The organism is Klebsiella sp. WOUb02 (genome assembly GCF_050058015.1).
Lineage (GTDB): Bacteria > Pseudomonadota > Gammaproteobacteria > Enterobacterales > Enterobacteriaceae > Klebsiella.
The window spans coordinates 992471-1018728 of the sequence record NZ_CP170110.1; the positions used below are offsets into that span (position 1 = coordinate 992471).

Annotated in this window: 27 protein-coding genes and 3 pseudogenes; 15 read left to right on the forward strand and 15 right to left on the reverse strand. The window is 56.5% G+C overall.

Annotated features, from left to right (window positions below; translation table 11 throughout):
- Nucleotides 1-210 precede the first annotated feature (210 nt).
- Nucleotides 211-642 (forward strand): universal stress protein, encoded by a 432-nt coding sequence (locus ABOC21_RS11565; RefSeq protein ID WP_426814643.1) that lies wholly within the window; start codon nucleotides 211-213, stop codon nucleotides 640-642.
- 53 nt (nucleotides 643-695) lie between these two features.
- Here ABOC21_RS11565 and ABOC21_RS11570 read toward each other — a convergent pair.
- Nucleotides 696-1383 (reverse strand): annotated as a pseudogene (locus ABOC21_RS11570) (GntR family transcriptional regulator).
- Nucleotides 1384-1472: 89 nt separating this feature from the next.
- The gene (gene ydfG, locus ABOC21_RS11575) at nucleotides 1473-2222 is read right to left on the reverse strand and encodes a bifunctional NADP-dependent 3-hydroxy acid dehydrogenase/3-hydroxypropionate dehydrogenase YdfG (RefSeq protein WP_426814644.1); all 750 of its coding nucleotides are present in this window, start codon (nucleotides 2220-2222) and stop codon (nucleotides 1473-1475) included.
- A gap of 184 nt (nucleotides 2223-2406) precedes the next feature.
- Between ydfG and dcp the strand changes: the two genes are divergently transcribed.
- The gene (dcp, locus tag ABOC21_RS11580) at nucleotides 2407-4461 is read left to right on the forward strand and encodes a peptidyl-dipeptidase Dcp (RefSeq protein WP_426814645.1); all 2055 of its coding nucleotides are present in this window, start codon (nucleotides 2407-2409) and stop codon (nucleotides 4459-4461) included.
- A 577-nt stretch (nucleotides 4462-5038) separates the two neighbouring features.
- On the opposite strand, the gene ydfZ is transcribed toward dcp, so the two are convergent.
- The gene (gene ydfZ, locus ABOC21_RS11585; protein ID WP_426814646.1) at nucleotides 5039-5236 is read right to left on the reverse strand and encodes a putative selenium delivery protein YdfZ; all 198 of its coding nucleotides are present in this window, start codon (nucleotides 5234-5236) and stop codon (nucleotides 5039-5041) included.
- 459 nt (nucleotides 5237-5695) lie between these two features.
- On the opposite strand from ydfZ, the gene ABOC21_RS11590 reads away from it, so the two are divergent.
- The 3 genes from ABOC21_RS11590 to ABOC21_RS11600 all read left to right on the forward strand — a co-directional run bounded on the left by ABOC21_RS11590 (nucleotide 5696) and on the right by ABOC21_RS11600 (nucleotide 7682).
- Nucleotides 5696-5905 carry a hypothetical protein gene (locus tag ABOC21_RS11590; protein ID WP_426814647.1) on the forward strand — a complete coding sequence of 70 codons (210 nt, stop codon included), beginning with the start codon at nucleotides 5696-5698 and terminating at the stop codon, nucleotides 5903-5905.
- 364 nt (nucleotides 5906-6269) lie between these two features.
- Complete coding sequence (locus ABOC21_RS11595; protein WP_426815472.1) at nucleotides 6270-6530, forward strand: hypothetical protein; 261 nt, start codon at nucleotides 6270-6272, stop codon at nucleotides 6528-6530.
- A 63-nt stretch (nucleotides 6531-6593) separates the two neighbouring features.
- Nucleotides 6594-7682: an AAA family ATPase gene (locus ABOC21_RS11600; RefSeq protein ID WP_426814648.1), complete on the forward strand. Its 1089-nt coding sequence runs from the start codon at nucleotides 6594-6596 to the stop codon at nucleotides 7680-7682.
- 30 nt (nucleotides 7683-7712) lie between these two features.
- Here the strand turns inward: ABOC21_RS11600 and ABOC21_RS11605 are convergent, their stop codons facing one another.
- Both ABOC21_RS11605 and ABOC21_RS11610 read right to left on the reverse strand, forming a co-directional pair.
- Nucleotides 7713-8978 (reverse strand): MFS transporter, encoded by a 1266-nt coding sequence (locus ABOC21_RS11605; protein ID WP_426814649.1) that lies wholly within the window; start codon nucleotides 8976-8978, stop codon nucleotides 7713-7715.
- Nucleotides 8979-9111: 133 nt separating this feature from the next.
- Nucleotides 9112-12220, reverse strand: a pseudogene (locus tag ABOC21_RS11610) (beta-galactosidase).
- 221 nt (nucleotides 12221-12441) lie between these two features.
- On the opposite strand from ABOC21_RS11610, the gene ABOC21_RS11615 reads away from it, so the two are divergent.
- Nucleotides 12442-13506, forward strand: coding sequence for a LacI family DNA-binding transcriptional regulator (locus tag ABOC21_RS11615; protein ID WP_426814650.1), 1065 nt, complete (start codon nucleotides 12442-12444; stop codon nucleotides 13504-13506).
- A 365-nt stretch (nucleotides 13507-13871) separates the two neighbouring features.
- On the opposite strand, the gene ABOC21_RS11620 is transcribed toward ABOC21_RS11615, so the two are convergent.
- Nucleotides 13872-14117 (reverse strand): hypothetical protein, encoded by a 246-nt coding sequence (locus ABOC21_RS11620; RefSeq protein ID WP_426814651.1) that lies wholly within the window; start codon nucleotides 14115-14117, stop codon nucleotides 13872-13874.
- A gap of 186 nt (nucleotides 14118-14303) precedes the next feature.
- Here ABOC21_RS11620 and ABOC21_RS11625 point away from each other — a divergent pair, with 186 nt between their 5' ends.
- Entirely contained in the window at nucleotides 14304-14522 is a 219-nt protein-coding gene (locus ABOC21_RS11625) for a ParD-like family protein (protein ID WP_426814652.1), read from the forward strand.
- On the forward strand, nucleotides 14503-15282 hold the full coding sequence (gene map, locus ABOC21_RS11630) for a type I methionyl aminopeptidase (RefSeq protein ID WP_426814653.1): 780 nt from the start codon (nucleotides 14503-14505) through the stop codon (nucleotides 15280-15282). Before ABOC21_RS11625 ends, map begins: the two co-directional genes overlap by 20 nt.
- Nucleotides 15283-15346: 64 nt before the next feature.
- Here the strand turns inward: map and ABOC21_RS11635 are convergent, their stop codons facing one another.
- Entirely contained in the window at nucleotides 15347-15679 is a 333-nt protein-coding gene (locus ABOC21_RS11635; protein ID WP_426814654.1) for a winged helix-turn-helix transcriptional regulator, read from the reverse strand.
- Between the two features lie 111 nt (nucleotides 15680-15790).
- Between ABOC21_RS11635 and gstA the strand changes: the two genes are divergently transcribed.
- The 3 genes and pseudogenes from gstA to ABOC21_RS11650 form a co-directional block, all read left to right on the forward strand.
- Complete coding sequence (gene gstA / locus ABOC21_RS11640; RefSeq protein WP_426814655.1) at nucleotides 15791-16435, forward strand: glutathione transferase GstA; 645 nt, start codon at nucleotides 15791-15793, stop codon at nucleotides 16433-16435.
- Between the two features lie 57 nt (nucleotides 16436-16492).
- Nucleotides 16493-16702: a hypothetical protein gene (locus ABOC21_RS11645; protein ID WP_426814656.1), complete on the forward strand. Its 210-nt coding sequence runs from the start codon at nucleotides 16493-16495 to the stop codon at nucleotides 16700-16702.
- A 62-nt stretch (nucleotides 16703-16764) separates the two neighbouring features.
- A pseudogene (locus ABOC21_RS11650) lies at nucleotides 16765-16848 on the forward strand (YdeI family stress tolerance OB fold protein); the annotation flags it as partial.
- 72 nt (nucleotides 16849-16920) lie between these two features.
- Here ABOC21_RS11650 and ABOC21_RS11655 read toward each other — a convergent pair.
- Together ABOC21_RS11655 and ABOC21_RS11660 are read right to left on the reverse strand one after the other, a co-directional pair.
- Nucleotides 16921-17127: a YdgH/BhsA/McbA-like domain containing protein gene (locus ABOC21_RS11655; RefSeq protein WP_426814657.1), complete on the reverse strand. Its 207-nt coding sequence runs from the start codon at nucleotides 17125-17127 to the stop codon at nucleotides 16921-16923.
- A gap of 18 nt (nucleotides 17128-17145) precedes the next feature.
- Complete coding sequence (locus ABOC21_RS11660) at nucleotides 17146-18075, reverse strand: aromatic alcohol reductase (RefSeq protein ID WP_426814658.1); 930 nt, start codon at nucleotides 18073-18075, stop codon at nucleotides 17146-17148.
- A gap of 143 nt (nucleotides 18076-18218) precedes the next feature.
- Between ABOC21_RS11660 and ABOC21_RS11665 the strand changes: the two genes are divergently transcribed.
- A complete protein-coding gene (locus ABOC21_RS11665) occupies nucleotides 18219-19121 on the forward strand; it encodes a LysR family transcriptional regulator (protein WP_426815473.1) in 903 nt (300 codons plus the stop codon).
- Nucleotides 19122-19252: 131 nt separating this feature from the next.
- Here the strand turns inward: ABOC21_RS11665 and ABOC21_RS11670 are convergent, their stop codons facing one another.
- Both ABOC21_RS11670 and ABOC21_RS11675 read right to left on the reverse strand, forming a co-directional pair.
- Nucleotides 19253-19735 (reverse strand): glutathione peroxidase, encoded by a 483-nt coding sequence (locus tag ABOC21_RS11670; protein WP_426814659.1) that lies wholly within the window; start codon nucleotides 19733-19735, stop codon nucleotides 19253-19255.
- 372 nt (nucleotides 19736-20107) lie between these two features.
- Entirely contained in the window at nucleotides 20108-20674 is a 567-nt protein-coding gene (locus ABOC21_RS11675) for a TetR/AcrR family transcriptional regulator (protein ID WP_426814660.1), read from the reverse strand.
- A gap of 136 nt (nucleotides 20675-20810) precedes the next feature.
- Here ABOC21_RS11675 and ABOC21_RS11680 point away from each other — a divergent pair, with 136 nt between their 5' ends.
- Together ABOC21_RS11680 and ABOC21_RS11685 are read left to right on the forward strand one after the other, a co-directional pair.
- Nucleotides 20811-21530 (forward strand): SDR family oxidoreductase, encoded by a 720-nt coding sequence (locus ABOC21_RS11680; protein ID WP_426814661.1) that lies wholly within the window; start codon nucleotides 20811-20813, stop codon nucleotides 21528-21530.
- 62 nt (nucleotides 21531-21592) lie between these two features.
- The gene (locus ABOC21_RS11685) at nucleotides 21593-21811 is read left to right on the forward strand and encodes a DUF7661 family protein (RefSeq protein ID WP_426814662.1); all 219 of its coding nucleotides are present in this window, start codon (nucleotides 21593-21595) and stop codon (nucleotides 21809-21811) included.
- A gap of 215 nt (nucleotides 21812-22026) precedes the next feature.
- Here ABOC21_RS11685 and gap read toward each other — a convergent pair whose 3' ends face one another.
- From gap to ftrA, 4 genes are all read right to left on the reverse strand, one after another.
- Entirely contained in the window at nucleotides 22027-23037 is a 1011-nt protein-coding gene (gene gap, locus ABOC21_RS11690; RefSeq protein WP_426814663.1) for a type I glyceraldehyde-3-phosphate dehydrogenase, read from the reverse strand.
- Nucleotides 23038-23115: 78 nt separating this feature from the next.
- On the reverse strand, nucleotides 23116-24096 hold the full coding sequence (locus ABOC21_RS11695) for a GlxA family transcriptional regulator (RefSeq protein WP_426814664.1): 981 nt from the start codon (nucleotides 24094-24096) through the stop codon (nucleotides 23116-23118).
- 228 nt (nucleotides 24097-24324) lie between these two features.
- Complete coding sequence (gene mgtS / locus ABOC21_RS11700) at nucleotides 24325-24420, reverse strand: protein MgtS (protein WP_426814665.1); 96 nt, start codon at nucleotides 24418-24420, stop codon at nucleotides 24325-24327.
- 173 nt (nucleotides 24421-24593) lie between these two features.
- Nucleotides 24594-25607: a transcriptional regulator FtrA gene (gene ftrA, locus ABOC21_RS11705; RefSeq protein ID WP_426814666.1), complete on the reverse strand. Its 1014-nt coding sequence runs from the start codon at nucleotides 25605-25607 to the stop codon at nucleotides 24594-24596.
- Nucleotides 25608-25675: 68 nt separating this feature from the next.
- Between ftrA and ABOC21_RS11710 the strand changes: the two genes are divergently transcribed.
- Nucleotides 25676-26068, forward strand: a complete 393-nt coding sequence (locus ABOC21_RS11710) for a rhodanese-like domain-containing protein (protein WP_426814667.1) — start codon at nucleotides 25676-25678, stop codon at nucleotides 26066-26068.
- Nucleotides 26069-26258: the final 190 nt, after the last annotated feature.

A 26258-nucleotide genomic window follows, 5' to 3' on the forward strand; every position in this document is an offset into this window, starting at 1 on the left:
TTCCGCCGATTTTCACTCTTTGTGCATTAAACATGATCGGCGCCATGGAATATACATAACTATAGTTTTCCACAGCTAAATAAATATAATTTGTTTTTATTTTCATCGCTTAGATATTTATTCGGCTGGTTGTTTGTTCTCCATTTAGAATGTTTATGGCATAGTGAGTCCTCTGAAAATACACTTCCTCGGGAAAAAGGAGAGCGGGGTATGTACAAAAAAATTTTATTGCCTGTAGACGTTTTTGAAATGGATTTAAGCGATAAGGCCGTACGTCACGCGGAATTTTTAGCCTCAGCGGAAAACGGCGAAATTACGTTGTTAAACGTCCTGCAAAACAGCGAGCGCTCTATTCTGCGCGGCTTTGCGGCCGATATTCGTAAATTCGAAGCTTTTATGCAAGAGGAGTCTGAGAAGAAAATGAAGGCCCTGTCGCGGCTGTTTTCAATTCCGCCAGAGCGTCTTCATACTCGGGTCGTGTTTGGCAACGTGCGCGATGAAATATTAGCGATCGGCAATAGCGATGAGTATGACGTCATTGTTGTCGGCTCGCGTAAGCCGGGTATATCCACCCATCTGCTGGGCTCTAACGCCGAGTCTATTTTACGCTACGCTAAAATACCGGTGCTGGTGGTTCGATAGCGGCACCGTTCTGTCCCTGTAGCGGCAGGAGAGAGCGCCTGCCGCCAGCTCAACTACTCTTCGCTAAACCAGTCGCTGTTTTCCTGGCGAATTAATAATACCGACTCGCTAATTTCATGCAGATGTAGATTCATCGCCGCGTCTACCGCGTCGGCATCGCGATTTTCCAGCGCCTGAAAAATTTGGTGATGCTGACGCAGCAGCATTTCCGGCGAACTAATGTGATCGAGGCTCATATAGCGCACCCGGTCAATCGTCGCCTTAATATTCTCCACGGTGTCCCAGGCAAGCTGACAGTCGGCAATAATCGACAGCTTCTGATGAAACTCGTCGTCCAGCAGGAAGAAATCATTAATCTGCTGGCGCTCAACCGCCGTGTGCTGCTGATTAAGATTTTGCTCAAGCTGATAAATTTGCTCGCTGTTGATCATTCCTGCGGCCCGGCGCACTACCGCGCACTCGATGGCCTGGCGCACGAAGCAGCCGTTGCGGACCTGAGAAAGGGAGATTTTATTCACGTAGCTGCCGCGCTGGGGGCGAATTTGGATCAGGCCATTTTCCGCCAGCTTAATAAACGCCTCGCGCACCGGCTGACGGGAAACGTCAAAACGCACGGAGACTTCCTTTTCAGACAGCGGCGTGCCGGGTGGAATCAGACAATGGACGATATCCCGGCGAAGGATCCGATAAATTTGCTGATTAACAGGCTGTGTAGGATTGAGTCTGTGATTCTGCGGCCATTGATGATTACTTTTTAATGGATTATGTGCGCTATTTTACGCGTTTTTTGCCTTTGCGCCCATACCCGGCCCGCAGGCCGGGCAGCGGGATTATCCCTGGCGGTGCACGCTGAGGCCCGCGAAGCTTTGGCTGACCGGCATCATTTCCAGGGTGTTGATATTGACGTGCCGGGGCAGGTTGGCGACCCACCACACGGCTTCCGTCACGTCATCCGGGGTCAGCGCCTGGGTATTTTCATAGGCTTTACCGGCTTTGGCGTCGTCGCCTTTAAAGCGGACGTTGGAAAACTCGGTACCGCCTACCAGCCCGGGCTCGATATCGGTGACGCGAATTGCCGTGCCGTGCAGGTCGGTACGCAGGTTGAGGCTAAACTGACGCACGAAGGCCTTGGTCGCGCCGTAGACGTTACCGCCCGCGTAGGGCCAGCTGCCGGCGGTTGAGCCGATATTGATAATATGCCCGCGGTTGCGCTCAACCATTCCCGGCAGCACGGCGCGGGTCATATAGACCAGCCCTTTGTTGTTGGTATCGATCATGTTTTCCCAGTCCTCAACGCTGGCCTTGTGCGCAGGCTCCAGCCCCAGCGCCAGACCGGCGTTATTGACCAGCACGTCGATGGCCCGCCATTCCGCGGGCAGACCGGCAATCATCTCTTCGATGGCCGCGCGATTACGCACGTCGAGCTGCACGGGGTAAACGCCGTCGCCAAGCTCGTCTTTCAGCGTTTGCAGACGCTCTTCGCGACGTCCGGTGGCGATCACTTTATGACCATTTGCGACAAAGCGGCGGGTGATGCTTTCACCAAAACCTGCCGTTGCTCCGGTAACCAGGATAATCATCTTACTGTTCCTCAACGCTTTTGTGTCGTTATACCATAGCATGCGTTAACGAGGACCGGTAACGGAAATCACCGCCCCCGTTGCGGTTAGCGGCGTTCAACAACGAGGCGGCGCTTCGAGAAATGATTGCGGTCAATCAATGAGTTGCCTACTCTAACCTGATGCCCGCTGCCTGGAGATAATTATGTTGGAAAATAACCCCTTTTTAAGCATCAGCCTGCTGCCCTATCAGGCGCCGCGTTTCGATCTGATTAAGGATGAGCACTACCGTCCGGCCTTCGATGAAGGGATGCGACGCCAGCGCGAAGAGATTGCCGCGATCGTGAATAATCCGGCGCCGGCGGATTTTGCCAATACCGTGGTGGCGCTGGAGCTGAGCGGACGGCTGCTGTCACGCGTGACCCGGGTCTTTTTTGCGATGGCCGGGGCGCATACCAATCCGCTTCTGCAGCAACTTGATGAGCAGTTCTCCGCCGAGCTGGCGCAGGCGGGCAACGATATCTGGCTTAATACGGCGCTGTTTGAACGCGTGCAGCGCGTGTGGGAAGATCGCGACAATCTGCACATTGATGCGGAATCCCGGCGCCTGCTTGAGGTGACCTGGCAGCGGTTTCTGCTGGCGGGCGCGCGGCTGGCGGAGGAGCAGAAATCGCTGCTGCGGGGGCTGAATACCCGGGCCGCGGCGCTACAGAGCCAGTTTCAGCAGCGGCTCCTGAGCGCGGCAAAATCCGGCGGCCTGGTGCTTGATTATCTGCACCAGTTGGACGGGCTCAGCGCGGAGGAGATTAGCGAGGCCGCAAAAGCGGCGGCTGAAAAGGGCCTCAGCGATCGCTGGCTGCTGCCGCTGCTCAACACCACCCAGCAGCCGGCGCTGCTGTCTCTGCGCGATCGCCAGACCCGCGAAAACCTCTTCGCCGCAGGCTGGACGCGTAATCAGAAGGGGAATGATAACGATACCCGCGAGCTGCTGCTGCAGCTGGTGGCGATCCGCGCGCAGAAAGCGGAGCTGCTGGGTGCCGCTGACTACGCCAGCTGGTCGATGGCCGATCAGATGGCGGGGGCGCCGGCGCAGGCCTTCGAGTTTATGCGCCGCATTGCTCCGGCCGCGCGCGCGAGGGCGGAACAGGAACTGGCGGATATTCAGCAGGTTATTGATGACGAAGGCGAGGGCTTCACCGCCGCCGCCTGGGACTGGCCCTACTATGCGGAGCAGGTGCGGCGCGCCAGGTTCGCTATCGATGAGGCGCAGCTAAAACCCTATTTTGCCCTCGAACGCGTGCTGCTGGACGGCGTATTCTGGACCGCATCACAGCTGTTTGGCCTGCGCTTCGTCGAACGTTTCGACATTCCGCTCTATCATCCGGACGTGCGAGTGTGGGAAATTTTCGACGCTAACGGCGCCGGTATGGCGCTATTTTACGGCGACTACTACGCGCGAGAGTCAAAAAGCGGCGGCGCGTGGATGGATGTTTTCGTTGAGCAATCCACGGAGCTGATGCAGCAGCGGGTTATCTACAACGTCTGTAACTATCAAAAGCCCGGCACGGGCCGCAGCGCGCTCCTGTCGTGGGATGAAACCATCACCTTATTCCACGAATTCGGCCACGCGCTGCACGGGCTGTTCGCCAGCCAGCGCTATGCCAGCCTGTCGGGAACCAATACCCCGCGTGATTTTGTCGAGTTCCCGTCGCAAATCTTTGAGCACTGGGCCAGCGAGCCGCAGGTATTTGCCCACTACGCGCGCCATTACCAAACCGGAGAAGCGATGCCCGATGCGCTACGTGAGAGCATGTACCGGGCGGCGCAGTTTAACAAAGGCTACGACATGAGCGAGCTGCTGGCGGCGGCGATGCTGGATATGCACTGGCATAGCCTGTCGTCGGCGGACGTCCCGCAGGATGTTGATGCCTTTGAAGCCGCGGCCCTGCGTGCGGAGAAGTGCGATCTGGCCGCCGTACCGCCGCGCTATCGCAGCAGCTATTTTTCGCATATTTTCGGCGGCGGCTACGCCGCGGGTTATTACGCCTATCTGTGGACGCAGATGCTGGCGGACGATGGCTATCAGTGGTTTGTTGAGCAGGGCGGCCTGACCCGCGAAAACGGTCAGCGCTTCCGCGAGGCCATTCTGTCACGCGGCAACAGCGCTGATTTAGCTGAACTTTATCGTCAGTGGCGCGGACACGATCCGCAGATTGAGCCAATGCTGGCGAATCGCGGGTTGAGTGTCCAGGGCCGTTAGGAATCCTTCAACCTTCCATCATTGCACCGTTAAGGTGCAATGATGTGCACCTGGATCCGTTCGCAGATCGTCAAGGGGACGCAGTAAGTCAATTCATCACGCCAAACCCCGTGGCCATACTCTGGCTTAAAGGACGTACGGAGCAATCTTCTCCGGAGGGCGAAAAACCGGACTCTAGCCCCATTTCTCTGCGGGTGGGGCGTTGAGTTTTTCTTTCATATATTCGTATAACTCGGCGTTTTCCGCCCAGCGGAGCAGCGTCTGCTCATCGATATCTATTCGCTTAGGATGTAGTCCCACATACCGAAAGTAACTGCTGTTGTTTGCATATGCCGGCGGCGGGGGGCTAAGCGGGTCGCACCAACATAGTCGCCCCAGTTTCAGCAACGTCATTAGCCCTTGTTCGCACGGGGAAATTTTCCGAAACATCATCACCTCCTGCCATTTGCGTATAAGTAAGAGGTGATTTTGCAAAATACTTGCCATATTCAGAGTGGCGCGACAGGGCGACAATGAGTGACGCGCTGGTCATGGCCACGCAGTTGAATTAAGGGGTGAGGATATAAACTTCGCTCCCCTAGCTGAGGCGAATCAGTTCAACGGGTTCAAACTGACCTTCACAGCCTTGCACTTCGACGGTTTTACCGCGGCGCAACTGGGCTGGAGTTAAGCCATTAGAATGTATGGCAACGATCTTACCTGTTCTACGAGTCCCATTAATCATAACCCAACTGCCATTGGTAATAGGATTACGATTACGATCATAAGTGATCATGGTTATTTCTCCTCTTAATGTCTGGGTATAAAAAATCCGCTTAACAATCAGGTCCGTAGTTCGGAAGCGGATGTAATACAAATACACCTTTGCCACAATGATTTTTTGTTTTTGATCAATGTCACACTTTTTTCTGCGTTTCCCGCTGAGTGGATTGACCTGCCGGTGACCAGGGCGCCCAGTGTATGACGGCTAAAAATCGCTATCATTTCAATCCGCTACGGCGCGTTTCTTATGCCATAGTCCCATGAAATAGATTGACGAAATTATTATCTACTGGATAATTTGACCCGGTGGTGAATCCCCCTGTGCGGCGGGGCGTACTGACCAGGTCATGTCGCAGAAGATATAGCCAGTCTGATGATAACGCGGGTCATAGTCGGTCAGGCAAAGGCTCACCGGGAGGCACCCGGCACCACAGTACATCTGTAAGATTTTATCCCAATGGAAGGGTTGAAAATGATTAAGTTTAATATATCTGCACTGACGATTTTCCTGCTATCTGGTTGTAGTTCTGATATTGCGATCGCTCCGCCGACAAAGCCTGTTTATAAGCCAATGCCTGAAATAACCCAATCGGTGACGCCATCGCAACAGCGCGCGATTATGGCTGGTGAGCGGCCGGACTGGTCAGAAAGAACGCCGATCAAGACAATGAAGCGATATTAATCGACGCTTATTAGGGATCACGTATATCGCCGGGCGGGGCCTCGTTAAGCCCGCTCTCCCGGCAGTCGAGGCGCGAAGTCTGGTCCCGCGGCGGCGCAGGAAGGCGGTTAGCAGCCCCTCCGGGCCGCCGCCGCTCGCACCGGCAAATAATGCGAAACTGAGGGGGGGAAGATTCACAATTACCCTTTTTTCCTTCATCATTCGTCAGCTTTTAGTCGTAATAATCAATGCTTAGCTCAGTATAAGAAAGAGTTTTTTTATTTCGGGTCGGGATGAACTATAAGAATGTACTTAAGGTAGCGTTATTGCTACCAGCCGTCGGCTATCGAACGTTAATCATTGGCTGCAATCCGGGAGGAACATGGTGGACCCGCTAATTAAGGTCATGCTGGTGGGGGGGAAGGCGGATGGCCTGCTGGTCAGCGTCGCCGATACCGCGACGGAGCTTTCCGTCACCGCCGCGCAATATGGCGCGAAATCCGGACAGCCGCTGAGCTATCGGATCGTCTCGCAGACTATCGATAATGAGCGTTACTTTTTTGGCGTGTTTAGCGATTCTCACGACGATACGGATAAGCTAACGCGCGTTGCGCTGACCCGAGGGATGAAGAAATCGCTATGCTAAGCCGTCCGCTCAGGCGGCGTCTTTCCCGTGGCGGCATATGATTTCGCGATCTTAGGGAGCATCATGATCCACCATCTCCGCATACAAAATTTCAGGTCGGTGAGGGATATCGAGCTGGAACTAGGGGCGCTGAATATCGTCTTCGGGCCGAACGGCTGCGGCAAGTCCAATATCTACAAGGCCATCCACCTGCTCAGCGCCTCCGCGGACGGTAAATTTTCCAGCTATATCAGCGACGAAGGCGGTCTGGAAAATATCATGTGGTCCGGGAAGAGCGCGCCCACCGCCCGCCAGCCGAAGCGGCTGCAGATCTCCTGCCTGACGGAACAGTTCGACTACGAGCTGCAGGTTGGATTTCCGGAAAAGCTGCCGTATCCCACCCAGTTTATGCTCGATCCGATTGTCAAAGAGGAGTCCATCTGGCTGGCCGGTTTCTCCCGCCGCCCCTCGGCCAGAGTGCTGCAGCGTAAAAATCAGGCGGCGTTCCTGATTGACGTTAACGGCGAGAAAAACACTTTCACCGAAGCCATTTACGAGAATGAATCGATCTTCGGCCAGCTTGGCGAACCGCACCGCTTCCCGGAAATATCCCGGGTCCGGGAGACCATGCGCCAGTGGCGCTTCTATCACGAATTCAATATCGGCCGCCGCTCCGCGCTGCGCCATCCGGCGGTAGGCTACCGATCGCCGGTGCTGGATAGCGACGGGCACAACCTGGCCGCCGCGTTTCAGACCATTGTCGAAATTGGCGCCGTGGAGCTGCTGCACGAAATTCTCGCGAGCGCCTTTCCGGAGTGCCGCTTCTTCTGTGAAAATGAAAATTCGCGCTTTTCGATTAAGATGCGCCGCGAGGGCATCTACCGGCCGCTGCTGGCGGCGGAAATGTCTGATGGCACTCTGCGCTTCCTGTGCCTGGCGGTGGCGCTGCTGAGCCCAAGGCCGCCGGCGTTTCTGGCGATCAACGAGCCGGAAAACAGCCTGCACCGGCAGATGTTTCCGGCGCTGGCGCGGCTGATTGTCGAAGCATCGCGCTATAGCCAAATCTGGCTGACCAGCCACTCGGCGGAGCTGACCGAGCTCATCTCTTCGCTGGCGGAGAGCCAAATTTACGAGCTGGAAAACAGCGGCGGTGAGACCCGGATCAGGCGCTAAAAGCCCGCCGCAGGCGACGGGCTTGATGCCTCAGGCAGCGTTGTGATATCCCGGGGCTGGCAGCAGCGTTTTGCTGCCTTTGAGGGTAAACAGCGAAATAAGCGTAAAGCACAGCGTAATCGACCCGAGGATCAGATAGGCCTGATGGAAGCCTACGGTGTCGTACATGCGTCCTACCCACGCCGACAGCACCACGCCGGAGAGCTGTTTCGATAAGTTAAAACCGATCAGGAACAGGGTGGCGGAGAGCTTCGGGTTAAAAGCGGAAGAGATATATTTGAAGGTGCCGACCAGCAGGAACGGAACTTCAAACATATGCAGCATTTTTAATATCACCACTTCGACCGCGCTGGTGGCAAACGAGGAGCCGAGAATGCGCACCGACATAATTATCCCCGCGGTCAGCAGCGCATTTTTCGCCCCGATGCGATTAACAATTGCCGGAGCGCAGAACATGACCAGCGCATTAAGCAGCTCGCCGCCGGTGGTGACAAAACCAAAGACTTCGGTTCCGCGCTGCGGGCTGGAAAAGAAGCCTTTAAAGAAGTTAGCAAACTGCTGATCGAAAACGTCATAAACGCTGGCAACGCCGACCACGTAGATGATGAATCCCCAGAATCGCGGCATGCGCAGCAGCTCAGCGGCAACGCGCAGCGAGAAGGCCTGGTGGTTGGCGCCCAGCGCGTCCATCACCTGGGCGCTATTGCTGCTTTCCGGCTGCGAAAACCACAGCAGACCCCCTAGCACCAGCGCGAAACCGGAGGCAATCCAGAAGGTAATATTCGGGTCGATGCCAAACAGGATCCCGGTAATCGACGCGCAGATCGCCCAGCCGACGCAGCCGGCGACGCGCACCTTGCCGTACTCAAAGCGGTTGGCGCGGCTGACGCGTTCGATATAGGCCTCGACCGCGCCGGAGCCGCTGGAAAAGACGATCCCCAGATAGATGCCGCCCGCCAGCGCCCCGACGATAATATTCATCTGCAGCAGCGGGGAAAAAACGAATATAAAGAACGGGGCGAACAGAATTAATAACACCACGATCGTCCACAGCAGGTGCTTACGCAGCCCGAGCTTGTCGGAGATCAGGCCAAATATCGGTTGGCAGATAATGGCGAACAGCGAAATTGAGGAGAAGACGATCCCGGTTTCCGTTTTAGTTAAATGGTTAACGTCCGCCAGCCACACCGGAAAAAAGGGAAAATAGGCCGACATAATGAAGTAATAGAAGAAAAAGAACAGCATGAAATAGATAAAGTTATGTCGTTCTCGCGGCGCAAGCTCAGAAAATTTCATAGAGAGGTTCCATTTTTATTATGCCTGTAGGGTTGGGGGCGTGACGCCCCGTTATACCGATCGTGCTCCAGGCGGCCGACGGGCGATTCGCCTGCTGAATCACCCGCGGCGCGGCCCGATTATTCAGGATTTATTATTGGAAATGCATGCTTATCTGGTACCTCCAGCGCGTCTCCTGCAGCAGCCACTGCGGCAGGACGCTCGGGGTCCAGGAGTCATCGCCGCCGACGCCCATATGCTGGCCGTCGAGGGTGATCCAGACGCCGCGCTCCGGACGCATCCGGTGCCAGTGATCCGTCGCCATCAGCTGCGCGGTGCCGTAGGGCTGCACCGAGAAGTGGAAGTGGCCCGTAACGTGCCACCGTCCCCAGTCCAGCGCCGTGCTATCGCAGCGCAGGCCGTTCTCGGTAGGGAAGATATACGGGGTGCTCATCTCCTCAAGGGGCAGCCTGCCAGCGGGAGAACTCCGCGCTGCTCCGGCGATCCGGGTAGTTTTCATGGGGGCCGTAGCCGAGCCACGAGACCGGCTGCTGCTGATCGGCGACCTGGAAATGGAGGCCCACTCGCGGCAGCGGCGGCAGGGTGCCGGCGCGCTCGCCTTCAACCGCCAGATGTAAACGGCCTGCGCTATCGAAGGTCATGCGCCAGCGGCTGACGATAACCGCTTCATCGCCGCGCAGATAGTGCCAGCGGCTGTCGATGACCACCTCATGGGCCAGACGCTGGGCTTCGCAGTGAACGCAGCGCGCTTCAAGGTCGTACAGCCCGGCGCTTTTCCAGCGCTCAACCCAGGCGTTAGGATCGATGCGTTCCACTTCGCTGATGCCGATATCGTTATCCAGCGGGGCGCGAACGAACTGGTCGCGCAGCGGGGTGAGCAGCTGCTCCACGCCATCCGCGCGCCACTGGCTGAGCAGCCCGCTATGACGATCGACGGTCCACTGCTGCGATCCCAGGCTGACGACATAGTTCGACTCATCGATCTCCAGCGTCGGCGCGCAGCCGGCTGGCTCAGGTTTGGCGAGCGCCAGCGGGGCGGCGAGGGCAAACTGCTGCCAGGCAACGCGGTGTTCGGCCGGCGACCAGGCGGTAGCCTGCGGCTGCACCACCTCCAGCAGCAGCCACACCTCTTTTGCTCCCGCAGGCAGGGTCAGGACATCGCACAGCGTAAGTTCCGCCTGACCTTGCGGCGTGAGCTCGAGGGGGGCGCTGCCGCTGGCGCAAGTTTCGCCCGCTGACTGAACCTGCCAGCGCAGCACTTCATTGGTGGTCGCGCGGAACAGGTATTCACTATTTACGCTGACCCGCAGCGGCGACTGCGCCAGCAGCGCGAACTGGAAGAACTGCTGGGCGTGTTTGGCTTCAATAAGCGACGGGTGCGGGCGGCGATCGGGGAAAACCAGCCCGTTCATGCAGAACTGACGGTCGTTGGGCTTATCGCCAAAATCGCCGCCGTAGGCCCAGCCGGTGCTGCCGTCGTCGAAGGTTTTGCTAATCGCCTGATCCGCCCAGTCCCAGATAAAACCGCCCTGCAGGCGCGGATGCTCGCGGAACGCCTGCCAGTAGTCGGCGAAGTTGCCCAGGCTGTTGCCCATCGCGTGCGCGTATTCGCAGAGGATCAGCGGGCGCTGCTCGCCCGGCAGGCCGATCCACTTTTTAATGCCCCATTTCGGCACCGCCGGAATAAGCTGGTCGCGCTCAACGCGGGCGTACATCGGACAGATAATATCGGTGGCGCTGCTATCCGCTCCGCCGCCCTCGTACTGCACCGGCCGCGACGGATCGTTGCGTTTGAGCCAGTGGTAGAGGGCTTGATGGTTGTCGCCGCCGCCGGATTCATTGCCCAGCGACCAGATAATAATCGACGGATGGTTGCGGTTGCTTTGCACCATGCGCGTCACGCGGGCGCTAAATGCCGGCAGCCACGACGGATCGTCGGAAAGACGGTTCATCGGCACCATGCCGTGGGTTTCGATATTGGCTTCATCGACCACGTACAGGCCGTAGCGGTTGCAGAGTTCGTACCAGCGGGAGACGTTGGGATAGTGCGAACAGCGCACGGCGTTAAAGTTGTTCTGCTTCATCAGCAGGATATCCTGCAGCATATCCTCTTCGGTCACCACCTGCCCGCGCTGATGATGGTGCTCATGGCGGTTAACGCCGCGGATCAGCAGCGGTTTGCCGTTAAGCAGCAAAAGCCCGTTGCTTATCTCGACCCGGCGGAAACCGATGTCCCAGGCTTCAGCCTCAATCAGCCGATCGCCGTGCCACAGCGAGACCACCGCCCGGTAGCAGTGCGGCGTTTCGGCGCTCCACTGCGCCGGACGCTCGACCGCCAGGATTAAGCTGGCGCGTTCGGCATAGTTACCACGTTCGTCGATGGCCGGCGAGCCGGGACGCTGGCGGATGCTGGCAACCTGTTTATCTCCTTGCCACAGGCTGACTTCGGCGATCAGCGCCTCAAGTTCCCCGGCAGGCGCGGCAATGGTCAGGTCTACCGCCAGCTCGCCGTCGCGGCAAAGCGAGTCCAGCCGCGGGGTAAGCTGGACGTCGCTGAGGTGCTGATGGGGTTTGTTGAGCAGCCACACCGAACGAAAAATACCGCTCATGCGCCACATATCCTGATCTTCCAGCCAGCTTCCGGCGCTCCAGCGCATTACCATCACGCACAGGCGGTTATCGCCCGGCTTCAGGTAGGGGGAGAGGTCAAAAGCGGCAGGCAGACGGCTATCCTGGGAGTAGCCGACCCATGCGCCGTTGCACCACAGGTGGAAGGCCGAGTTAACGCCGTCGAAGATCGCCCGGGTCTGGCCCTCCGCCAGCCACTGCGGGTCAACGCTAAAGGTCAGCGAATAGCAGCCCGTCGGGTTATCTTCCGGCACCCGCGGCGGCGTGGTATCGATGGGATAGCGGACGTTGGTGTAAATCGGCGCGTCGTAGCCTTCCATTTGCCAGTTTGCGGGAACCGGGATGCTGCGGCTGTCCGGCAGATCGCCGTCGATCCAGCTGGCGTCAACGGCAAACGGGCTGCGGGCGTAGGAAAACTGCCACCGCCCGTCCAGCAGACGACGGCGATCGCCGGGCAGGTTATCGCGCGCATCGGCGATGCTTCGCCAGCTGGCAAACGCTGGGTGGGCCGCTAAGCGGTTAAGGTGGGTAATGGTCTGGTTTTGCCAATCTTCACGGGCCAGCACTTCGTGGAACTGCGGCGAGCGGGCGGCGGTTGAGTCATGTTGTTGCATACGCATACCTAACGGATAAGTGGAATAAATGTCATTCGCTAGACAGGAATGGATGTGTTATCGGGTATTTTTTCTTATGCCGCAACATTGTTGGAAATTAAACCCATTGGCGATCACGAAACATCGGAATTAGCGCTGATTTTTGTCGTGAATTAGACATAAAATGTTAGCGTAAGACATTTAACATATTCGGACTCAATTTTGGCGGCCAGGAGATGAGCATGCAGCGGCGTTCGGCAACCTTAGATGATGTGGCCAAAGAGGCCGGGGTCTCTCAGCAGACGGTTTCCCGGGTACTGAATAATCCGCACCTGGTCTCTGAGCGCACTCGCGATAAGGTGATTCGCGCGCTGCAGGCGCTGCACTATGTGCCTAACCGTTCCGCCCAGCTGCTGGCCGGCAAGGCGGCGCCGTCCATCGGGCTTATCACCGCCTCGTTGACGCTGCATGCGCCATCGCAAATTGCCGCGGCGGTGAAGCGTCATGCCGGTATGCAGCGGCTGGAGGTGTCGATCGCGATGCCGGAACAGACCGACTATTCGTCGCTGCAGGCGCGGCTGGACGAGTTTCGCGCCCAGCATATCCGCGGGGCCATCGTGAGCCTGCCGCTGGAGAGCAGCACCGCCGAGCGCCTGGTCGCCGAGAACCCCGATATCTCCTGCCTGTTTCTCGACGTCTCTCCTGAAACGGAGGTTTCCTGCGTGCGCTTCGATCATCGCGACGGCTGCGGCGCCTGCGTGCGTCATCTGTGGGAATCGGGGCATCGGGAATTTGGCCTGCTGGCGGGGCCGGAAAGCTCTGTTTCGGCGCGCATGCGCCTCGGCAGCTGGCGCGAGGCGCTGCACCGTCTCGGCATCAGCAGGGAGGTGACGGTCTTCGGCGACTGGAGCGCGGCCAGCGGCTGGCAAAAGACGTTTGAACTGCTGCATCTTCAGCCGCGGATCAGCGCGATTGTGGTGGCCAACGATCAGATGGCGCTGGGGGTACTCAGCGCGCTGGCGCAGCTTAACCGTACCGGCAGCAGCGCCATCTCGGTGACCGGCTACGACGATACCGCCGATAGCCTCTATTTTCAGCCGCCGCTGACCACCGTCGCGCAGAATTTCGATCTGCTGGGTAAAAGGGCCGTCGAGCTGCTGGTTCAGCAGATGGTGACGCCGCAGTTGCGCATTCGCGAACTCCTGCCGACCACGCTGATTGTGCGCCAGTCGACCTGGGCGTACGGCGCAGAGCCCGCCCGCGATCCCCTGATCGCGGAGCTAAAAACGCTGGTGGAGAAGCTTTAACCAGGTTGGTTTAAGCTTCATTGAAGTAGGGGGTGCTAGGGTGTGCGACAGGCGTAAAGAGAGATGCACTCTTTTTTTGCGTACAATGCAAAACACAATCTATCCATGCAAGCATTATTTACCGCCATTTCACTGGCGGTTTTTTTTTGCCTGCGTTTTGTCCATTTCGCCGGGGCGTGTTTTATTTAACTCTGCTATTTGAGCGGTTAATAGCCTGTTACTGGAATAAACGCGCTGTTTCTGGAGGGGCGGTGCGCCGACCTTCCCGGGCGATAGTTTTTAACCCAGCATAAAATGCTGTGAAGACCGGGCAGGTGAACGCTCCAGGCCGCAGGGGCGTTCGCGGGTCCCTCAGTCCGGAACGCTTAAGAGCGGGCCGCAAGGCCCGCAGCGGGCGCGGTGGTCGTGCTCATCGTCGTATAGTGTTTGCGCTTGAGCAGGGGATTTATGCGCCCGACCGCGCCGTGCCGTTTGCTCAGGCAGGTCAGCATTACGCTATCGGACCACTGGCACTGGCTGCGCCCGCGATGGGATGACGGTGAGTTAAATAATGCGCTAACGAGAAGCCCGACAAAAAGGGTGAGCAGCGGGAATGCGAGCGAGGTTTTCACTTGATGACGATCCTGGCGGCCAATACGATTTTCAGTACCCTACACTAAAAATGTGACAGTTATCCCATTTATGTTTTGTATGACCGCTCCGTTAGCGGCCGGTAACGAAGACGGGCGCATCGAAGCGCGTGACTTCAGGCGCGGAAAACGATACGATTCGTATATGTTTTATAACGGTATGTATATATGGGAATCGTAAAAATTTCAGATCTGCTGCATGAGGATATTCGCGATGCCAGCAGAGCCCTGTCGCGGTCGGTGAACGCCCAGGCCGAATACTGGATCCGCGTGGGCATGATGAGCGAGCTCTACCCCGAGCTTAACCATCAGCAGATTAAGCTGTTGATGCTGAAGTCAGGATCCGATCGTCTGCTGGAGGTGATTAATGCTATCCATTCCCATTAAAACCGCCGAAGAGCTCGCTGTGCAGCGTCATGCCGGCCAGCTGTTAGCCGCCGTTTTCGACATGCTGGACGAGTTTATCCAGCCGGGCGTCACCACGATGGAGATTAACAATCGCGCCGAGGATTTCATCGTCAACCAGCTGCATTCCCGCCCTGCCAGCAAGGGACAATATGATTATCCCTACGTGCTGAATACCTCCATCAACGAGGTCGTGTGTCACGGGATGCCGAAGGAGACGGAGCACCTCAAATCGGGGTCGATTGTTAACGTCGATATTACCCTTGAGAAGGGCGGACTGATTGCGGACTCCAGCAAAATGTACCTGATCGGCGACGTTTCTCCGCTGGCCCGCCGGCTGGTAAAAACGACCTACGAAGCGATGTGGCAGGGGATCCGGGTCGTGAAGCCCGGCGCTACGCTGGGCGATATTGGCCATGCGATTCAATCCTATGTGGAAAAAAACGGCTACAGCGTCGTCAGGGAGTATTGCGGTCACGGCGTGGGCAAAGAGATGCATGAGGACCCGCAGGTGCTGCACTATGGTAAACCCGGCGAAGGGGCCGTTTTGCGCGAGGGAATGGTCTTTACCATCGAGCCGATGGTCAATCAGGGCGGCAGCAAAACCAGGCTGAAGAAAGATGGCTGGACGGTGGTGACCCGCGACAAGAAGCTCTCGGCGCAGTGGGAGCACACCATCGCGGTGACCGCCGCCGGCTTTGAGGTTCTGACGCTGCGACAGGGGGAGGAACGGCTGCTTTGACAGAACCGCTGCGCCGGCCGCCTCTCATCGATGAGGAGGGGAGCCGGCGATGAAAACGATCCCGTCAGCTATCCGCGGGATCCTGCTTTTGCTTTAGCCACTGCCCCAGCTCCTGAACGACTTCGACAACTTTAACCAGCCTGAGCCCATCCTCCGTCAGGTTGTAAACCACCTTAACCGGCACTTCGGGATAAACGGTACGCTGCACGACGCCCGCCTCTTCTAACGCCCTGAGATCCATGGTGAGCATCCGCTGCGAGATGGCGGGTATATCCCGACGCAGGTCGCTAAACCTTTTCGGCTTCTCCAGCAGGAACGAGACAATAAGCAAACGCCAGCGGCCGCCAATAAGATTCATGGCCACTTCGACGGAACAGCCGGAGATAACGTCCTTCATTTTAATACTCAGTATAATTTATGTACCTACACTACAATAATGTGCCTTCTTTAAAGTATCAACTAACTTTGTTAACCTCCCGATATACTTAAACGGTGAGGATGTTATTGCATGAAATTATATTATTCTCCGGGCAGCTGTTCTCTTTCTCCCCATATTGCCTTACGTGAAGCCGGTCTTGATTTTGAGCTTATTCGCGTCGATACCAAAACGCATACCTACGGGGGCGGGAAAAACTATTATGATATTAATCCGCTGGGCTATGTCCCGGCATTAGAGACCGCCCGCGGTGACATATTTCGCGAGGGCGTCACTCTTATTCAATATATCGCTGATTTAGTCCCCGAAGCCGGACTGGCTCCCGCCAGCGGGACGCTCGAGCGCTATCGCCTTGAGGAGTGGCTGGTATTTTTCAACAGTGAAATTCATAAAGCTTTTATTCCACTCTTTTATACCGAACGCGGCGGAGCCTATATCGATATTGCGCGGCAGAAATTACTTTCTCGTTTTGCGTGGCTCGACCAGCAGCTGGAAAATAAAACGTATATCACCGGCGCACGCTTCTCTATTGCCGATGGCTATCTCTTTGCGCTGGTCGGCTGGGCGAAAGCGGAGTGGCTGAGATCGGTTTATAACCTCGATATTGACCTGACGGATTATAAAAATATTGCTGCCTGGTATCAGCGGGTGCTGGCGAGACCGGCGGTCCGCCAATCTTTAATGGAGGAGGGGATCGACTTCCTGCCGCGCGTATAATACTGCCCGCTTCCTGTGCTATTATGGCGCTCCACCAACGCTTATAGGGATGAAAGGATGTTAGAAGAATATTTTGGTCCAGCTGCCACCGCAGAGGAGAAGAAACGACTCCTTGCCGTCCAGGCCGCCTTAGAAATCTCGAAAGCAGCCGTCTCTTCATCAACCGCCAATGCCGGGATCCGCAGCCAGATGGATCTGCGCAACGTGGCGCAGGAGGTTGCGTCATTAGCCGACGCGATTCAGGATGCTCTCGAAGAGAGCGAGTAAACGCAGAACAGCCTGCAGGCAGTAAGCCCCTTGATGTGTCGACAGCAGGGGGCGTTAAGAAAGTTAGCGCCAACGGTAGCCTGGACACCAAAATGACGCCGCCCGTCGTTCGGGTCGACAGGCTGCAAAAACAGGCGCCAGAATAAAGTCGGAATAGCGCCGGCCTCTCAATCACCCTTATTCCCGGAGAGGCGAGGGGCGTGGCGCCCCTCATATTTTCAGGAGGTGATTTTTGCCGTTATATGCACTTTATTTCCCATCCGCGCCTCGATTATTTTATAGGTCTCCCCACCTTGTTGTTTTGTGAGCTGGCGAATTTTATTTTCAGCATGTTCCAGCGTATCGCCGGTGGCGGTAACCGTTTTGGCGAATACGGAAAAGGGCAGAATTAAGATAAACAAAGCAGAAACTAAAATTTTCATCATGGTTGTTACTCCTGAGATTCAAATAAAGGCCTTCAGCCAGGCTTCAACATCCTGCGTGCCGATATTATTTTTTGCATTAAAGGTGTCATTTATTGGCCACCACATGCCGGTTCCTCGCGCAAATGCGCTGCGATAGCGAAGCATTTGATCGTTCGGATCGGCACGAAGCTCATCAAGCAGCGCAGGTAGGGTCAGTACATTTTTTATAAACGTTTGTCCCGTCACGCGTTCTACCGTCGAAGCTAGCTGACCGTAGGAGAGGGTTTCGCCGGCAACAAACACCACCTGGTTTTTGATACGCGGCTGATGTAAATAAACGGCGGTCGTCAGGCGGCCAATATCTGCCGGCGAGGTGACCGTGACCTGGGTATCCCAGCTCCCGAGCGCGTTAATCGTTTTTTCTGCGAGATTAACGACATTAAACGCAGGCTCAAACAGAAAGCTGGTAAACATTCCGGTTGAAACAATGACCCATTCCGTTGTCTTTTGCCCGCGTAGCAGGCTTCTGACGTCGTACTGCTCATCCCATACCGGCTGGCCGCTTCCTTTACCGACAACGTCGTAGTTGACGCCGAACTGCCAGGGGAAATAACGCTTCACCTTAGCGTCGAGAACGGCCTGCGAGATCTTCAGCTGCGTGCCTGGGCCAGCGACAAAGCCCATGCAGTTTATGATGGTGTCATACCCTCTGAACGTCTCCCGCAGCGACTCCGCCGTGGCACCGGCCATATCCAGCGCAATAAATTGGGCCCCCGCCGCCGCGTGCTTTTGATGACTTTCAGCGCGAAGATGGCCCCGGGCATCTCGTGATTCAGGGGAAACAATTACGCTGACTGAACCCTTAAGCTGCGCCACGGCGGGGACCAGCGCGCTGAGCAGAGCATCGCCCAGCTGTCCCGCGCCCAGCACCAATACCTTCTCTGGAGAAACGAGTTTACTATCTTGCATATTGACTCCTCAGCCTGTAATGCAGCGAATTTACTGCAGTGAAGGCAAGTTTACCGGGGCTAAAGTCATTCGATAAGTCTGCGGGTATGGGTTAAACTGTTAGCAGAAATGGGATAGTCTCCTCTCAGACTTTGGGTGACATGATGGATAAGCTTGATGCAATGCAGGTGTACGTCCACGTGGTGGATACATACAGTTTCGCCAGGGCAGCGGAAGCGCTGGGCCTGCCGCGGTCGACCGTTTCTCGCGTCATAAAGGAGATGGAGACCTATCTGGGGCTTCAGCTTTTACAGCGCACCACGCGCAAGCTGAGCGTGACGGCCGACGGACGCAGATACTACGAAGAGTGCAAAAGGATCCTCGCGGATATCGCGACCGTTGAATCTTCTTTCCCCGGTCGGGCCGGCCAGCCGAGAGGGCGGTTTAAAGTGGGAATGCCTCAGTCTCTGGCAAGGCACAGCTTTATTCCCCGGGTGCATGAATTTTTAGCGCAGTACCCCGAGCTGGAGATGATCCTTTGCTCAAGCGATAGTATTGAGGACCTGGTTCAGGAAGGGTATGACTGTGCGATCCGCGCCGGAAGGGTCGAGGACTCGACGACTCTGGTCGCCCGCCCGCTCGCTAACTTTAAATGGACGGTGATGGCCTCGCCGAAGTATATCGCGGCGCATGGCAGGCCTGAATCGCTGGACGATCTGGAGAACCACCGGGCGGTAGGGTTTCTTAATCATCGAACCGGGCGTACCACGGACTGGTTATTTACGCTTGAGGGCGAAGGGAGAGCGGTTCGTCTGCAGGAGACCTTCGTCGTTGATGATACTGATGCCTATATACAGGCCGGTATTGCAGGTATTGGATTAATTAGGGTGGCCAGCTATCTGGCGGCTCCGTATCTCCAAAATGGAGCGCTGGTTTCCTGCCTGAACGCGCACTCCTGCGATTTGCCTCTGTTTTTGGTCTATCCGCAGAACCGGTATCTCCCACCCGCGGTGCGCTCGTTCTATGAATGGAGCAAATCGGTTCTTAATATGCCGGGCAGTAGTTAAGCCCGGCATGATCTGGTGCTGAGATTTATTGCAGAGGACGTTGGGCGTGAAATCGCGTTAGCTGTCGCGGTAAAGCCGGTGATGTTTTTTCGCCGTCCTGGCGGACAGTAAGCGCCTGTTCTGTCCTGGCCTTAGACTTCAAGTGCAGCACGGATTGCGGCTTCCATTTTCTCTGGGGTGGTGAACGGAGCAAAACGCTTGAGCGGTTTACCGTCGCGTCCGATCAGGAACTTGGTAAAGTTCCACTTGATCCGCCGGCCCGGCATGCCGGGTAATTCGTCTTTCAGATAACGAAACAGCGGATGCGCTGCGGCGCCGTTAACCTCCACTTTCGCGAACATCGGGAAGCTTACGCCGTAGTTTATATGACAGGTCTGCGCGATTTCGTCGGCGCCGCCGGGCTCCTGCTTACCAAACTGGTTGCAGGGGAAACCCAGCACCACCAGCCCCTGAGCGGCGTACTTCTTGTAGAGCGCTTCGAGGCCTGCGTATTGGGGGGTGAAGCCACAATGGCTGGCGGTATTAACCACCAGAATCAGCTTGCCAGCGAAGTCGGCCATAGAGATGAGCTGGCCACTCAGGCTGGTGGCTGTAAGTTGATGAAAGGTGGTCATGTCGGAATCCTCATCGCAGAACGCATTCGACGTCGATATTGCCATGCCCCGCGCTGCGGCGGGGGATCATGGCGTGGGTCGTGGCGTACCGATCCTGCTCCCATTGATTAATGTGCCATTATACGAGCAATATCCGTTTCTGGCACAAAAGCTCCCGGACGCTGCGGCCAGGGACGGCTGTGAGCGAGAGCGGAAGTTCGCAGTTGTTTCCCCTCCTTTGAAGCATGACGTAAGTTGCATCTGCCGCAAGCGACCATGAAGCCATGCTCAGGCCCATCGAACAGCCTGAGGAATAAGTGAAGCCTCTGCTGGGTACCTGGTGATCCTTAAAAATATCAACGCGGCCTTAGCCAACGCTATAACCACGCACTTTCATTCAGCCATTTTGATGGTTTCAAGATAGGCGTTGCACATGATGAGGAGCTGACTGAGCACATTGCCTGAACGTGCCGGTGTGAGATCCTGCTCGAACAGATTGCGCACGGTGCCAAATATGACGGTGATAAGCGTCAGATTAACGCTGCTGACATCCTGAAACTTCATGTCACTGGCACTCTCAAGCATCGCCATTGTCGCGCTGTTTACCCGGTTGGCAAACGTGTCAATCAGCGGCTGGTTATCAAGCTCTGCCACCGAGCGGTAGAGCGCTTTTGTCACTTCAATGCGATCTGTTTTGGCCTGCCAGTAGGTTTTGATTAGCGCCTCAGTCATGGAGCTAACCGCCGCACCACTCTGGTTCCGGCAGGTGACCTCAATCCTGTCGGCAAGCGCGGCTAAATAACGTTCATTAAGGGCATAAACCAGGGATTCTTTGTGGGGAAAATACTGATACATCGTTCCCACGGATACGCCTGCCCGCTCGGCGACGCGAGTGGTCGTGAGACGATGCATGCCGTCCGCTACCAGAAGCTGAATGGTGGCTTCAAAAATAGCGTCCATTGTCACTGCTGCCCGAACCTGACGTGGCGTCCTGCGCGGCTTCAGGGAGGTATGGCTGGATGTGGCCAAAAGCGAATTCCAAAGCTGAATGATGCTTCATATATTACCTCCTTACCGCATACGGAGGAAATAATCGATGAATGAACAACGCATCGCTCTGGTTACCGGAGCTAATAAAGGCATTGGTTTTGAGATTGCACGTCAGCTGGCACAGGCGGGCGTGATGGTCGTCATGGGTGTCCGGGATAACACGCGAGGTAGCGCTGCTGTTGAGGCACTAAGGTCACAGGATCTCTCCGTGCAGTATTGTGAACTCGATATCACCCGGCATGACAGCATTGCCGCTGCAGTTTCATCGATTAAAGCGGAATTTGGCAGGCTGGACATCCTGGTAAACAACGCCGGTGTATTTGATCATGCAGATGGCTCCCCGGGCAAAGCCGCCATTGAGGCTGTCCGCCAGGTAATGGAAACGAATTTTATCGGGACCCTGGCAGTCACCCAGGCAATGCTGCCGCTGCTGCGGGCCGCACCTGCTGCCCGAATAGTCAACGTATCGAGTTCTTTAGGCTCGCTTGCGCTGAACGGTGACCCGACCTCCACATATTACGCCGCGCAGTTCATTGGCTACAATGCTTCCAAGGCCGCTCTGAATATGCTTACCGTTCAACTGAACGAGGAACTAAAGGGCGCTGGCATAACGATTAACTCCATCAGTCCGGGGTTTGTGAAAACAGACCTCACGGGCTATGGAACAATGACGCCAGCTGAGGGGGCGAAGCTGCCGGTTAAATATGCGCTGGCAGAAAATGAATCAGGAGAGTTTATGGGGCCTGACGGCAGAACACCCTGGTAAGTTGCCCTTTTGCTAAGGTAAAAATAAACCAGACTGACTCTAATAAGGCGCGAAAATTAATAATGATTATTTATGATGTATTTGGCAGGCACATAGGCGTTCAACGTGAAGATGGTCGCTGGCTGGTTTACCGTGTTGATTTAACAGAGAGAAAATCATCCCGGCTCTATGATGTCATTATTCCTGATGATCTGAGTGAAACAGAAATCCCCGGCTGGCTGGATGATATTTTTCACGAAGCCGCCTCCGCGCGTCATCCTGAGGTAAGACGGATCCAATGAGCATATGTCCTGAATCACTTAAAAGTGTAACTCTCAGGGTTCGAATGACTATATCCGGCACAAAGCGGATCGGCTGGGCAGGAGGTAGAACACTTAATGCAACCCGAGCTCGCCCATATCGTTGCACACCTGGCAACAACGCTAATACCTTCACGCGACGGATATAAAAAATCCACGCCTGGCGTGGATTTTAGAGGAAGCATGAGAGCAGGGGGCTAGCCTTCACGCCTTGCCATCAACAGCGCCAGGTCAACGAGGCGCCTGGAGAATCCCCATTCATTGTCGTACCACGCCAGGATTTTGACCATATTGCCGCCAATCACCAGCGTTGACAGACCGTCGATAATGGAAGAACGCGGATCGCCCTGGTAATCGCTTGAGACCAGCGGTTCATCGCTATAGCCGAGGATCCCTTTCAGTGGCCCCGTCGCGGCGGCTTCACGAAACGCATTATTGACCTCTTCTGCCGTCACCTCCCGCTCGAGCGTTACGGTCAGGTCGACAATGGATACCACCGGCACCGGTACGCGCAGCGAGTAACCGGTTAAGCGGCCGTCCAGTTCAGGGATGACTTTGCCAAGCGCCTTCGCGGCACCGCTGGAGTAAGGCACAATCGACAGCGCAGCGGCGCGGGCGCCACGCAGGTCTTTTTCCGGCTGGTCGTGCAGCGCCTGGCTGTTGGTGTAGGCGTGGGTGGTGTTCATCAGACCATGTTTAATACCGAAATGCTGGTGCAGAACCTGCGCGGGAGGCGCCAAGCCGTTGGTGGTGCAGCTCCCGTTGCTGACCACGTAGTGTTTATCCGGAGAGTAGAGGCCATCGTTAACCCCCATCACGATGGTTAAATCATCGTTTTTGCCGGGGGCGGAGATAATCACCCGCTTTGCGCCGCCGCTGTGGATATGTACCGCCGCCTTGTCCCGGTCGGTGAAGAAGCCGGTTGCTTCAATGACGATATCAACTTCGCGCTGGCGCCACGGGATGTTGGCCGGGTCGCGTTCGCTGAACACGGTTATCGATTTACCGTCAACCACAAGTTGCCCTTCACCGGCGGTAACGTCGGCGTCGAGTTTTCCGAGCAGCGAGTCGTATTTCAGCAGATGCGCCAGGGTTTTACTGTCTGTCAGATCGTTGATTGCCACAATCTGAATATCCGGGTTACCCAGGGCAGCGCGCAGGACGTTGCGTCCGATACGACCAAAACCGTTAATACCGACCTTTACCATGCTCAACTCCTTATTTGTTGTCTCTGGAGTTAATGTAGGTCGGCCGCCATTTGGCGTAAATGACAAAAAAGGATCACTTTACGCCATTTTGCGACAATGAAAGCGCTGGCGGTATTCCCCCGGCGTGAGGTGAAGCTGTTTTTCAAACAGCCGTCGCAGGTTAATGCTGCTGCCAAATCCCGTCTGTTCGGCGATACGATCCAGGCTCTCGTTGGTCTGCTCCAGACGCTGACGGGCAGCGGCCAGGCGGGCCTCGGCGACATAGCGCGCCGGCGAAGCGCCGGTTTCCCGGGTAAACACGCGGGTGAAATTACGCGGACTCATGGCGACTTTTTCCGCCAGTTTATCCACGCAGAGGTCGGCGGTGAGGTTCTCGAGCAGCCAGGCCTGCAGATCTTTAATCGGGCCCAGGGTGCTGGTCTGTTGCAGGTTGTAGCGGCTAAACTGCAGCTGGCCGCCGGGACGGCGCAGGAACATGACGAAGTCCTGGGCGATGTCGCGCGCCAGATTGAAGCCGTAGTCCTCTTCAACCAGCGCCAGCGTCAGGTCAAAGCCGGAACTGACCCCGCCTGAGGTCCAGATATGTTCGTCCTGAATATAGAGCGGACCGCCTTCGACGCGCACCAGAGGAAATTCTGCCTGCATGGTTTCCAGCAGCTTCCAGTGGGTGGTGGCTCGTCTGCCATCCAGCAGTCCGGTTTGCGCCAGCAGCATCGCACCGCCGCAAATGGATGCAATGCGGCGGGCATGGGGAGCGGCAAGGCGCAGCCAGTCAACCACCGCAATCCCTTCCTGCGCGTTTTGACCTCTGCCGGTGATAATGATGGTATCGAGAGGCTCGCGAGGATCTATCTCATGCAGGCGATGATCCGCCAGTAGATTTAAGCCGGACTGGCCATGAATCACCTGATGCGGCTGGGTTGTCGCCAGCTGAACCTGGTAACAGGCGCCCATCGCGCCTTCCGGGTGCAGGCGATTGGCCTGCATCAGAATGTCGGCAATACCGGCGGATTCAAACAGCATACCGCCATCGGGGACAATGATTAGTATTTTCTTCATGTCCTGAAAAGTAATATTTTTACAGAATAAGTCAATAGCGCCTGTGCGAACGGGAAAAAGTTCTGTCTCTGGCGCAGCGCGCCCGCCAGCGCGGGTCTGAAGGTTGGCATGCGGGCTAAATCACGGAAGGCTGAGTTTTTCGTGGGAAAAGTCATGGAGGCAAAAGCAAAACGCCCCTCGATGCATATGCAGCAAGGGGCGCTCAAGGACGGGGATTATCGTCGTTCATCAGTCATCCCATTTGTGGCTTAGGTACGCGGCAAGAAAACCAAAGAACAGGATTGTTCCCAGTACTGCCATAAAGACATGCATATTTCCCGGCATGATTAACCTCCATAAAGTGTCGATTTGCGCTAAGTAGTCCTTATTGAAAGGGGTGTACGGTTGTTGAACATAGAGTAGCCAACGCAACCTCAACCTAATGTTAACAAAAGGTATTATTTACGCGCTAAACGCCGCGTCCCGGATAAACAAAGCTAAACTATTGCCCTCTACCGCTACGACTTTACCCCCGTCGGGGAAGCAAACTTCTTGCGATACTGCAGCGGGCTGATGGCAAACTGCTGGCGAAAATGATGGCGCAGGGCGCCGGCATTGGCGAAGCCGCAAAGCTCGGCGATCTTCTCCACGCTAAGCCGGGTATCGACGAGATGCTGCGTGGCGCGCTGCAAACGCTCATCCAGCAGCCAGCGCGCCGGGGTTTTGCCGGTTGCCGCCTCAAAGCGGCGTAAAAAGGTGCGCGGGCTCATGCCGACGCGCTGCGCCAGCGAGGCGACGCTATGGCTGACCGCCAGCTGCTGATGCAGAAAATCGAACAACAGCCCGAGGCGCTGGCTTTCCCGCGCTTGCGCCACCGGGCGGACAATCTGCTGGGCCTGGGCGCCGTCGCGGTGCGGCGAGACTACCAGCCGGCGGGCAACCGTATTCGCCGCATCAATGCCGTAGTCTTCGCGCACCAGATGCAGGCATAAATCAATCCCGGCGGCGCTGCCTGCCGATGTCATCACCTTCTCGTCGCCCACGTACAGCACGTCGTCGATCACCTCCACCTGCGGGTAGCGCTGGCGCAGCTGGTCGGTATAGCGCCAGTGGGTTGTCGCCCGGCGGCCGTTAAGCAGGCCGGCGGCGGCGAGCACGAACACGCCGGAGCAAATCGAGATGATGCGGCAGCCGCGGGCGCTGGCGGCAACCAGCGCAGCGCAGAGCTCTGCGGGAACCGGGGCATCAATCCCGCGCCAGCCGGGTACCACAATGGTCTGCGCCGTGTAGAGTAAATCCATGCCGCCATCGGCCACCAGCCGTATACCGCCGGTCGCGCGGAGCTCACCGCTGTCGACGGCCGCGACCGCAAACTGATACCAGCCGGCGCCCATTTCCGGGCGCGGCAGACCGAAGATCTCCACCGCCACGCCAAATTCAAAGGTACAGAGGCCGTCGTAGGCCAGCGCAACCACCCGATGGCGTGACAATGTCACGTTAGAGGTTGTCATGATTTCAGCGTTTTCTGTCATGGTTGCCAGCGGATAAGGGAGAGAAGGTGCCATTAAATTAGTGGTATCACAGACAAGGAGAATACGCCATGAGTGTTGTTACCGAATTTACCCCTGCCGCACCCGCCGAAGCCGCCGCCTGGTTCCGCAAAAAGCTGGGTCTTGAAACCGATTGTGCTGACGTCTACCGGGCGATGAGTGAAGGCGAGGCCGATTTTGTCCTGCTGCACGTCGTCGGCAGCGCGGAAGCTTTTGCCCGTCGCCACCTTCCCGGCGCGCTGCATATCCCGCACCGACACATTGATGCCGCCAGAATGAGCGAATGGCCGGCGGAGACGCTGTTCGTGGTTTACTGCGCCGGCCCGCACTGTAACGGCGCGGACGTCGCGGCGCTCAGGCTGGCGCTGCTGGGAAGGCCGGTGAAGCTGATGATCGGCGGCCTGACCGGCTGGCAGGACGAAGGGCTGCCTTTCGCGGATTGAGGCGAGCGGCGGTCAGCCTGCGGAGATAAAGCTGAGCGCTGGATGAAATTATTTCATCAGCCATGAAATTTTCTCGTTTGCCGATCGCCATGCCGCGTGCCAGTATTTGGACATATAGCCATCCAGAAGTCTATAAATTCAAATGATGAACTATCACGGTGGGCAACTAAACCGGCCCGCCGCTAAGGAG

What these genes read in the sequence shown, in the direction of transcription:
- ABOC21_RS11565 (WP_426814643.1), top strand. Translation starts at nt 211, where the DNA reads ATGTACAAAAAAATTTTATTGCCTGTAGACGTTTTTGAAATGGATTTA.
- ydfG (WP_426814644.1), bottom strand. Translation starts at nt 2,222, where the DNA reads ATGATTATCCTGGTTACCGGAGCAACGGCAGGTTTTGGTGAAAGCATC.
- dcp (WP_426814645.1), top strand. Translation starts at nt 2,407, where the DNA reads ATGTTGGAAAATAACCCCTTTTTAAGCATCAGCCTGCTGCCCTATCAG.
- ydfZ (WP_426814646.1), bottom strand. Translation starts at nt 5,236, where the DNA reads ATGATCACTTATGATCGTAATCGTAATCCTATTACCAATGGCAGTTGG.
- ABOC21_RS11590 (WP_426814647.1), top strand. Translation starts at nt 5,696, where the DNA reads ATGATTAAGTTTAATATATCTGCACTGACGATTTTCCTGCTATCTGGT.
- ABOC21_RS11600 (WP_426814648.1), top strand. Translation starts at nt 6,594, where the DNA reads ATGATCCACCATCTCCGCATACAAAATTTCAGGTCGGTGAGGGATATC.
- ABOC21_RS11605 (WP_426814649.1), bottom strand. Translation starts at nt 8,978, where the DNA reads ATGAAATTTTCTGAGCTTGCGCCGCGAGAACGACATAACTTTATCTAT.
- ABOC21_RS11615 (WP_426814650.1), top strand. Translation starts at nt 12,442, where the DNA reads ATGCAGCGGCGTTCGGCAACCTTAGATGATGTGGCCAAAGAGGCCGGG.
- ABOC21_RS11625 (WP_426814652.1), top strand. Translation starts at nt 14,304, where the DNA reads ATGGGAATCGTAAAAATTTCAGATCTGCTGCATGAGGATATTCGCGAT.
- map (WP_426814653.1), top strand. Translation starts at nt 14,503, where the DNA reads ATGCTATCCATTCCCATTAAAACCGCCGAAGAGCTCGCTGTGCAGCGT.
- ABOC21_RS11635 (WP_426814654.1), bottom strand. Translation starts at nt 15,679, where the DNA reads ATGAAGGACGTTATCTCCGGCTGTTCCGTCGAAGTGGCCATGAATCTT.
- gstA (WP_426814655.1), top strand. Translation starts at nt 15,791, where the DNA reads ATGAAATTATATTATTCTCCGGGCAGCTGTTCTCTTTCTCCCCATATT.
- ABOC21_RS11645 (WP_426814656.1), top strand. Translation starts at nt 16,493, where the DNA reads ATGTTAGAAGAATATTTTGGTCCAGCTGCCACCGCAGAGGAGAAGAAA.
- ABOC21_RS11655 (WP_426814657.1), bottom strand. Translation starts at nt 17,127, where the DNA reads ATGATGAAAATTTTAGTTTCTGCTTTGTTTATCTTAATTCTGCCCTTT.
- ABOC21_RS11660 (WP_426814658.1), bottom strand. Translation starts at nt 18,075, where the DNA reads ATGCAAGATAGTAAACTCGTTTCTCCAGAGAAGGTATTGGTGCTGGGC.
- ABOC21_RS11665 (WP_426815473.1), top strand. Translation starts at nt 18,219, where the DNA reads ATGGATAAGCTTGATGCAATGCAGGTGTACGTCCACGTGGTGGATACA.
- ABOC21_RS11670 (WP_426814659.1), bottom strand. Translation starts at nt 19,735, where the DNA reads ATGACCACCTTTCATCAACTTACAGCCACCAGCCTGAGTGGCCAGCTC.
- ABOC21_RS11675 (WP_426814660.1), bottom strand. Translation starts at nt 20,674, where the DNA reads ATGGACGCTATTTTTGAAGCCACCATTCAGCTTCTGGTAGCGGACGGC.
- ABOC21_RS11680 (WP_426814661.1), top strand. Translation starts at nt 20,811, where the DNA reads ATGAATGAACAACGCATCGCTCTGGTTACCGGAGCTAATAAAGGCATT.
- ABOC21_RS11685 (WP_426814662.1), top strand. Translation starts at nt 21,593, where the DNA reads ATGATTATTTATGATGTATTTGGCAGGCACATAGGCGTTCAACGTGAA.
- gap (WP_426814663.1), bottom strand. Translation starts at nt 23,037, where the DNA reads ATGGTAAAGGTCGGTATTAACGGTTTTGGTCGTATCGGACGCAACGTC.
- ABOC21_RS11695 (WP_426814664.1), bottom strand. Translation starts at nt 24,096, where the DNA reads ATGAAGAAAATACTAATCATTGTCCCCGATGGCGGTATGCTGTTTGAA.
- mgtS (WP_426814665.1), bottom strand. Translation starts at nt 24,420, where the DNA reads ATGCCGGGAAATATGCATGTCTTTATGGCAGTACTGGGAACAATCCTG.
- ftrA (WP_426814666.1), bottom strand. Translation starts at nt 25,607, where the DNA reads ATGACAGAAAACGCTGAAATCATGACAACCTCTAACGTGACATTGTCA.
- ABOC21_RS11710 (WP_426814667.1), top strand. Translation starts at nt 25,676, where the DNA reads ATGAGTGTTGTTACCGAATTTACCCCTGCCGCACCCGCCGAAGCCGCC.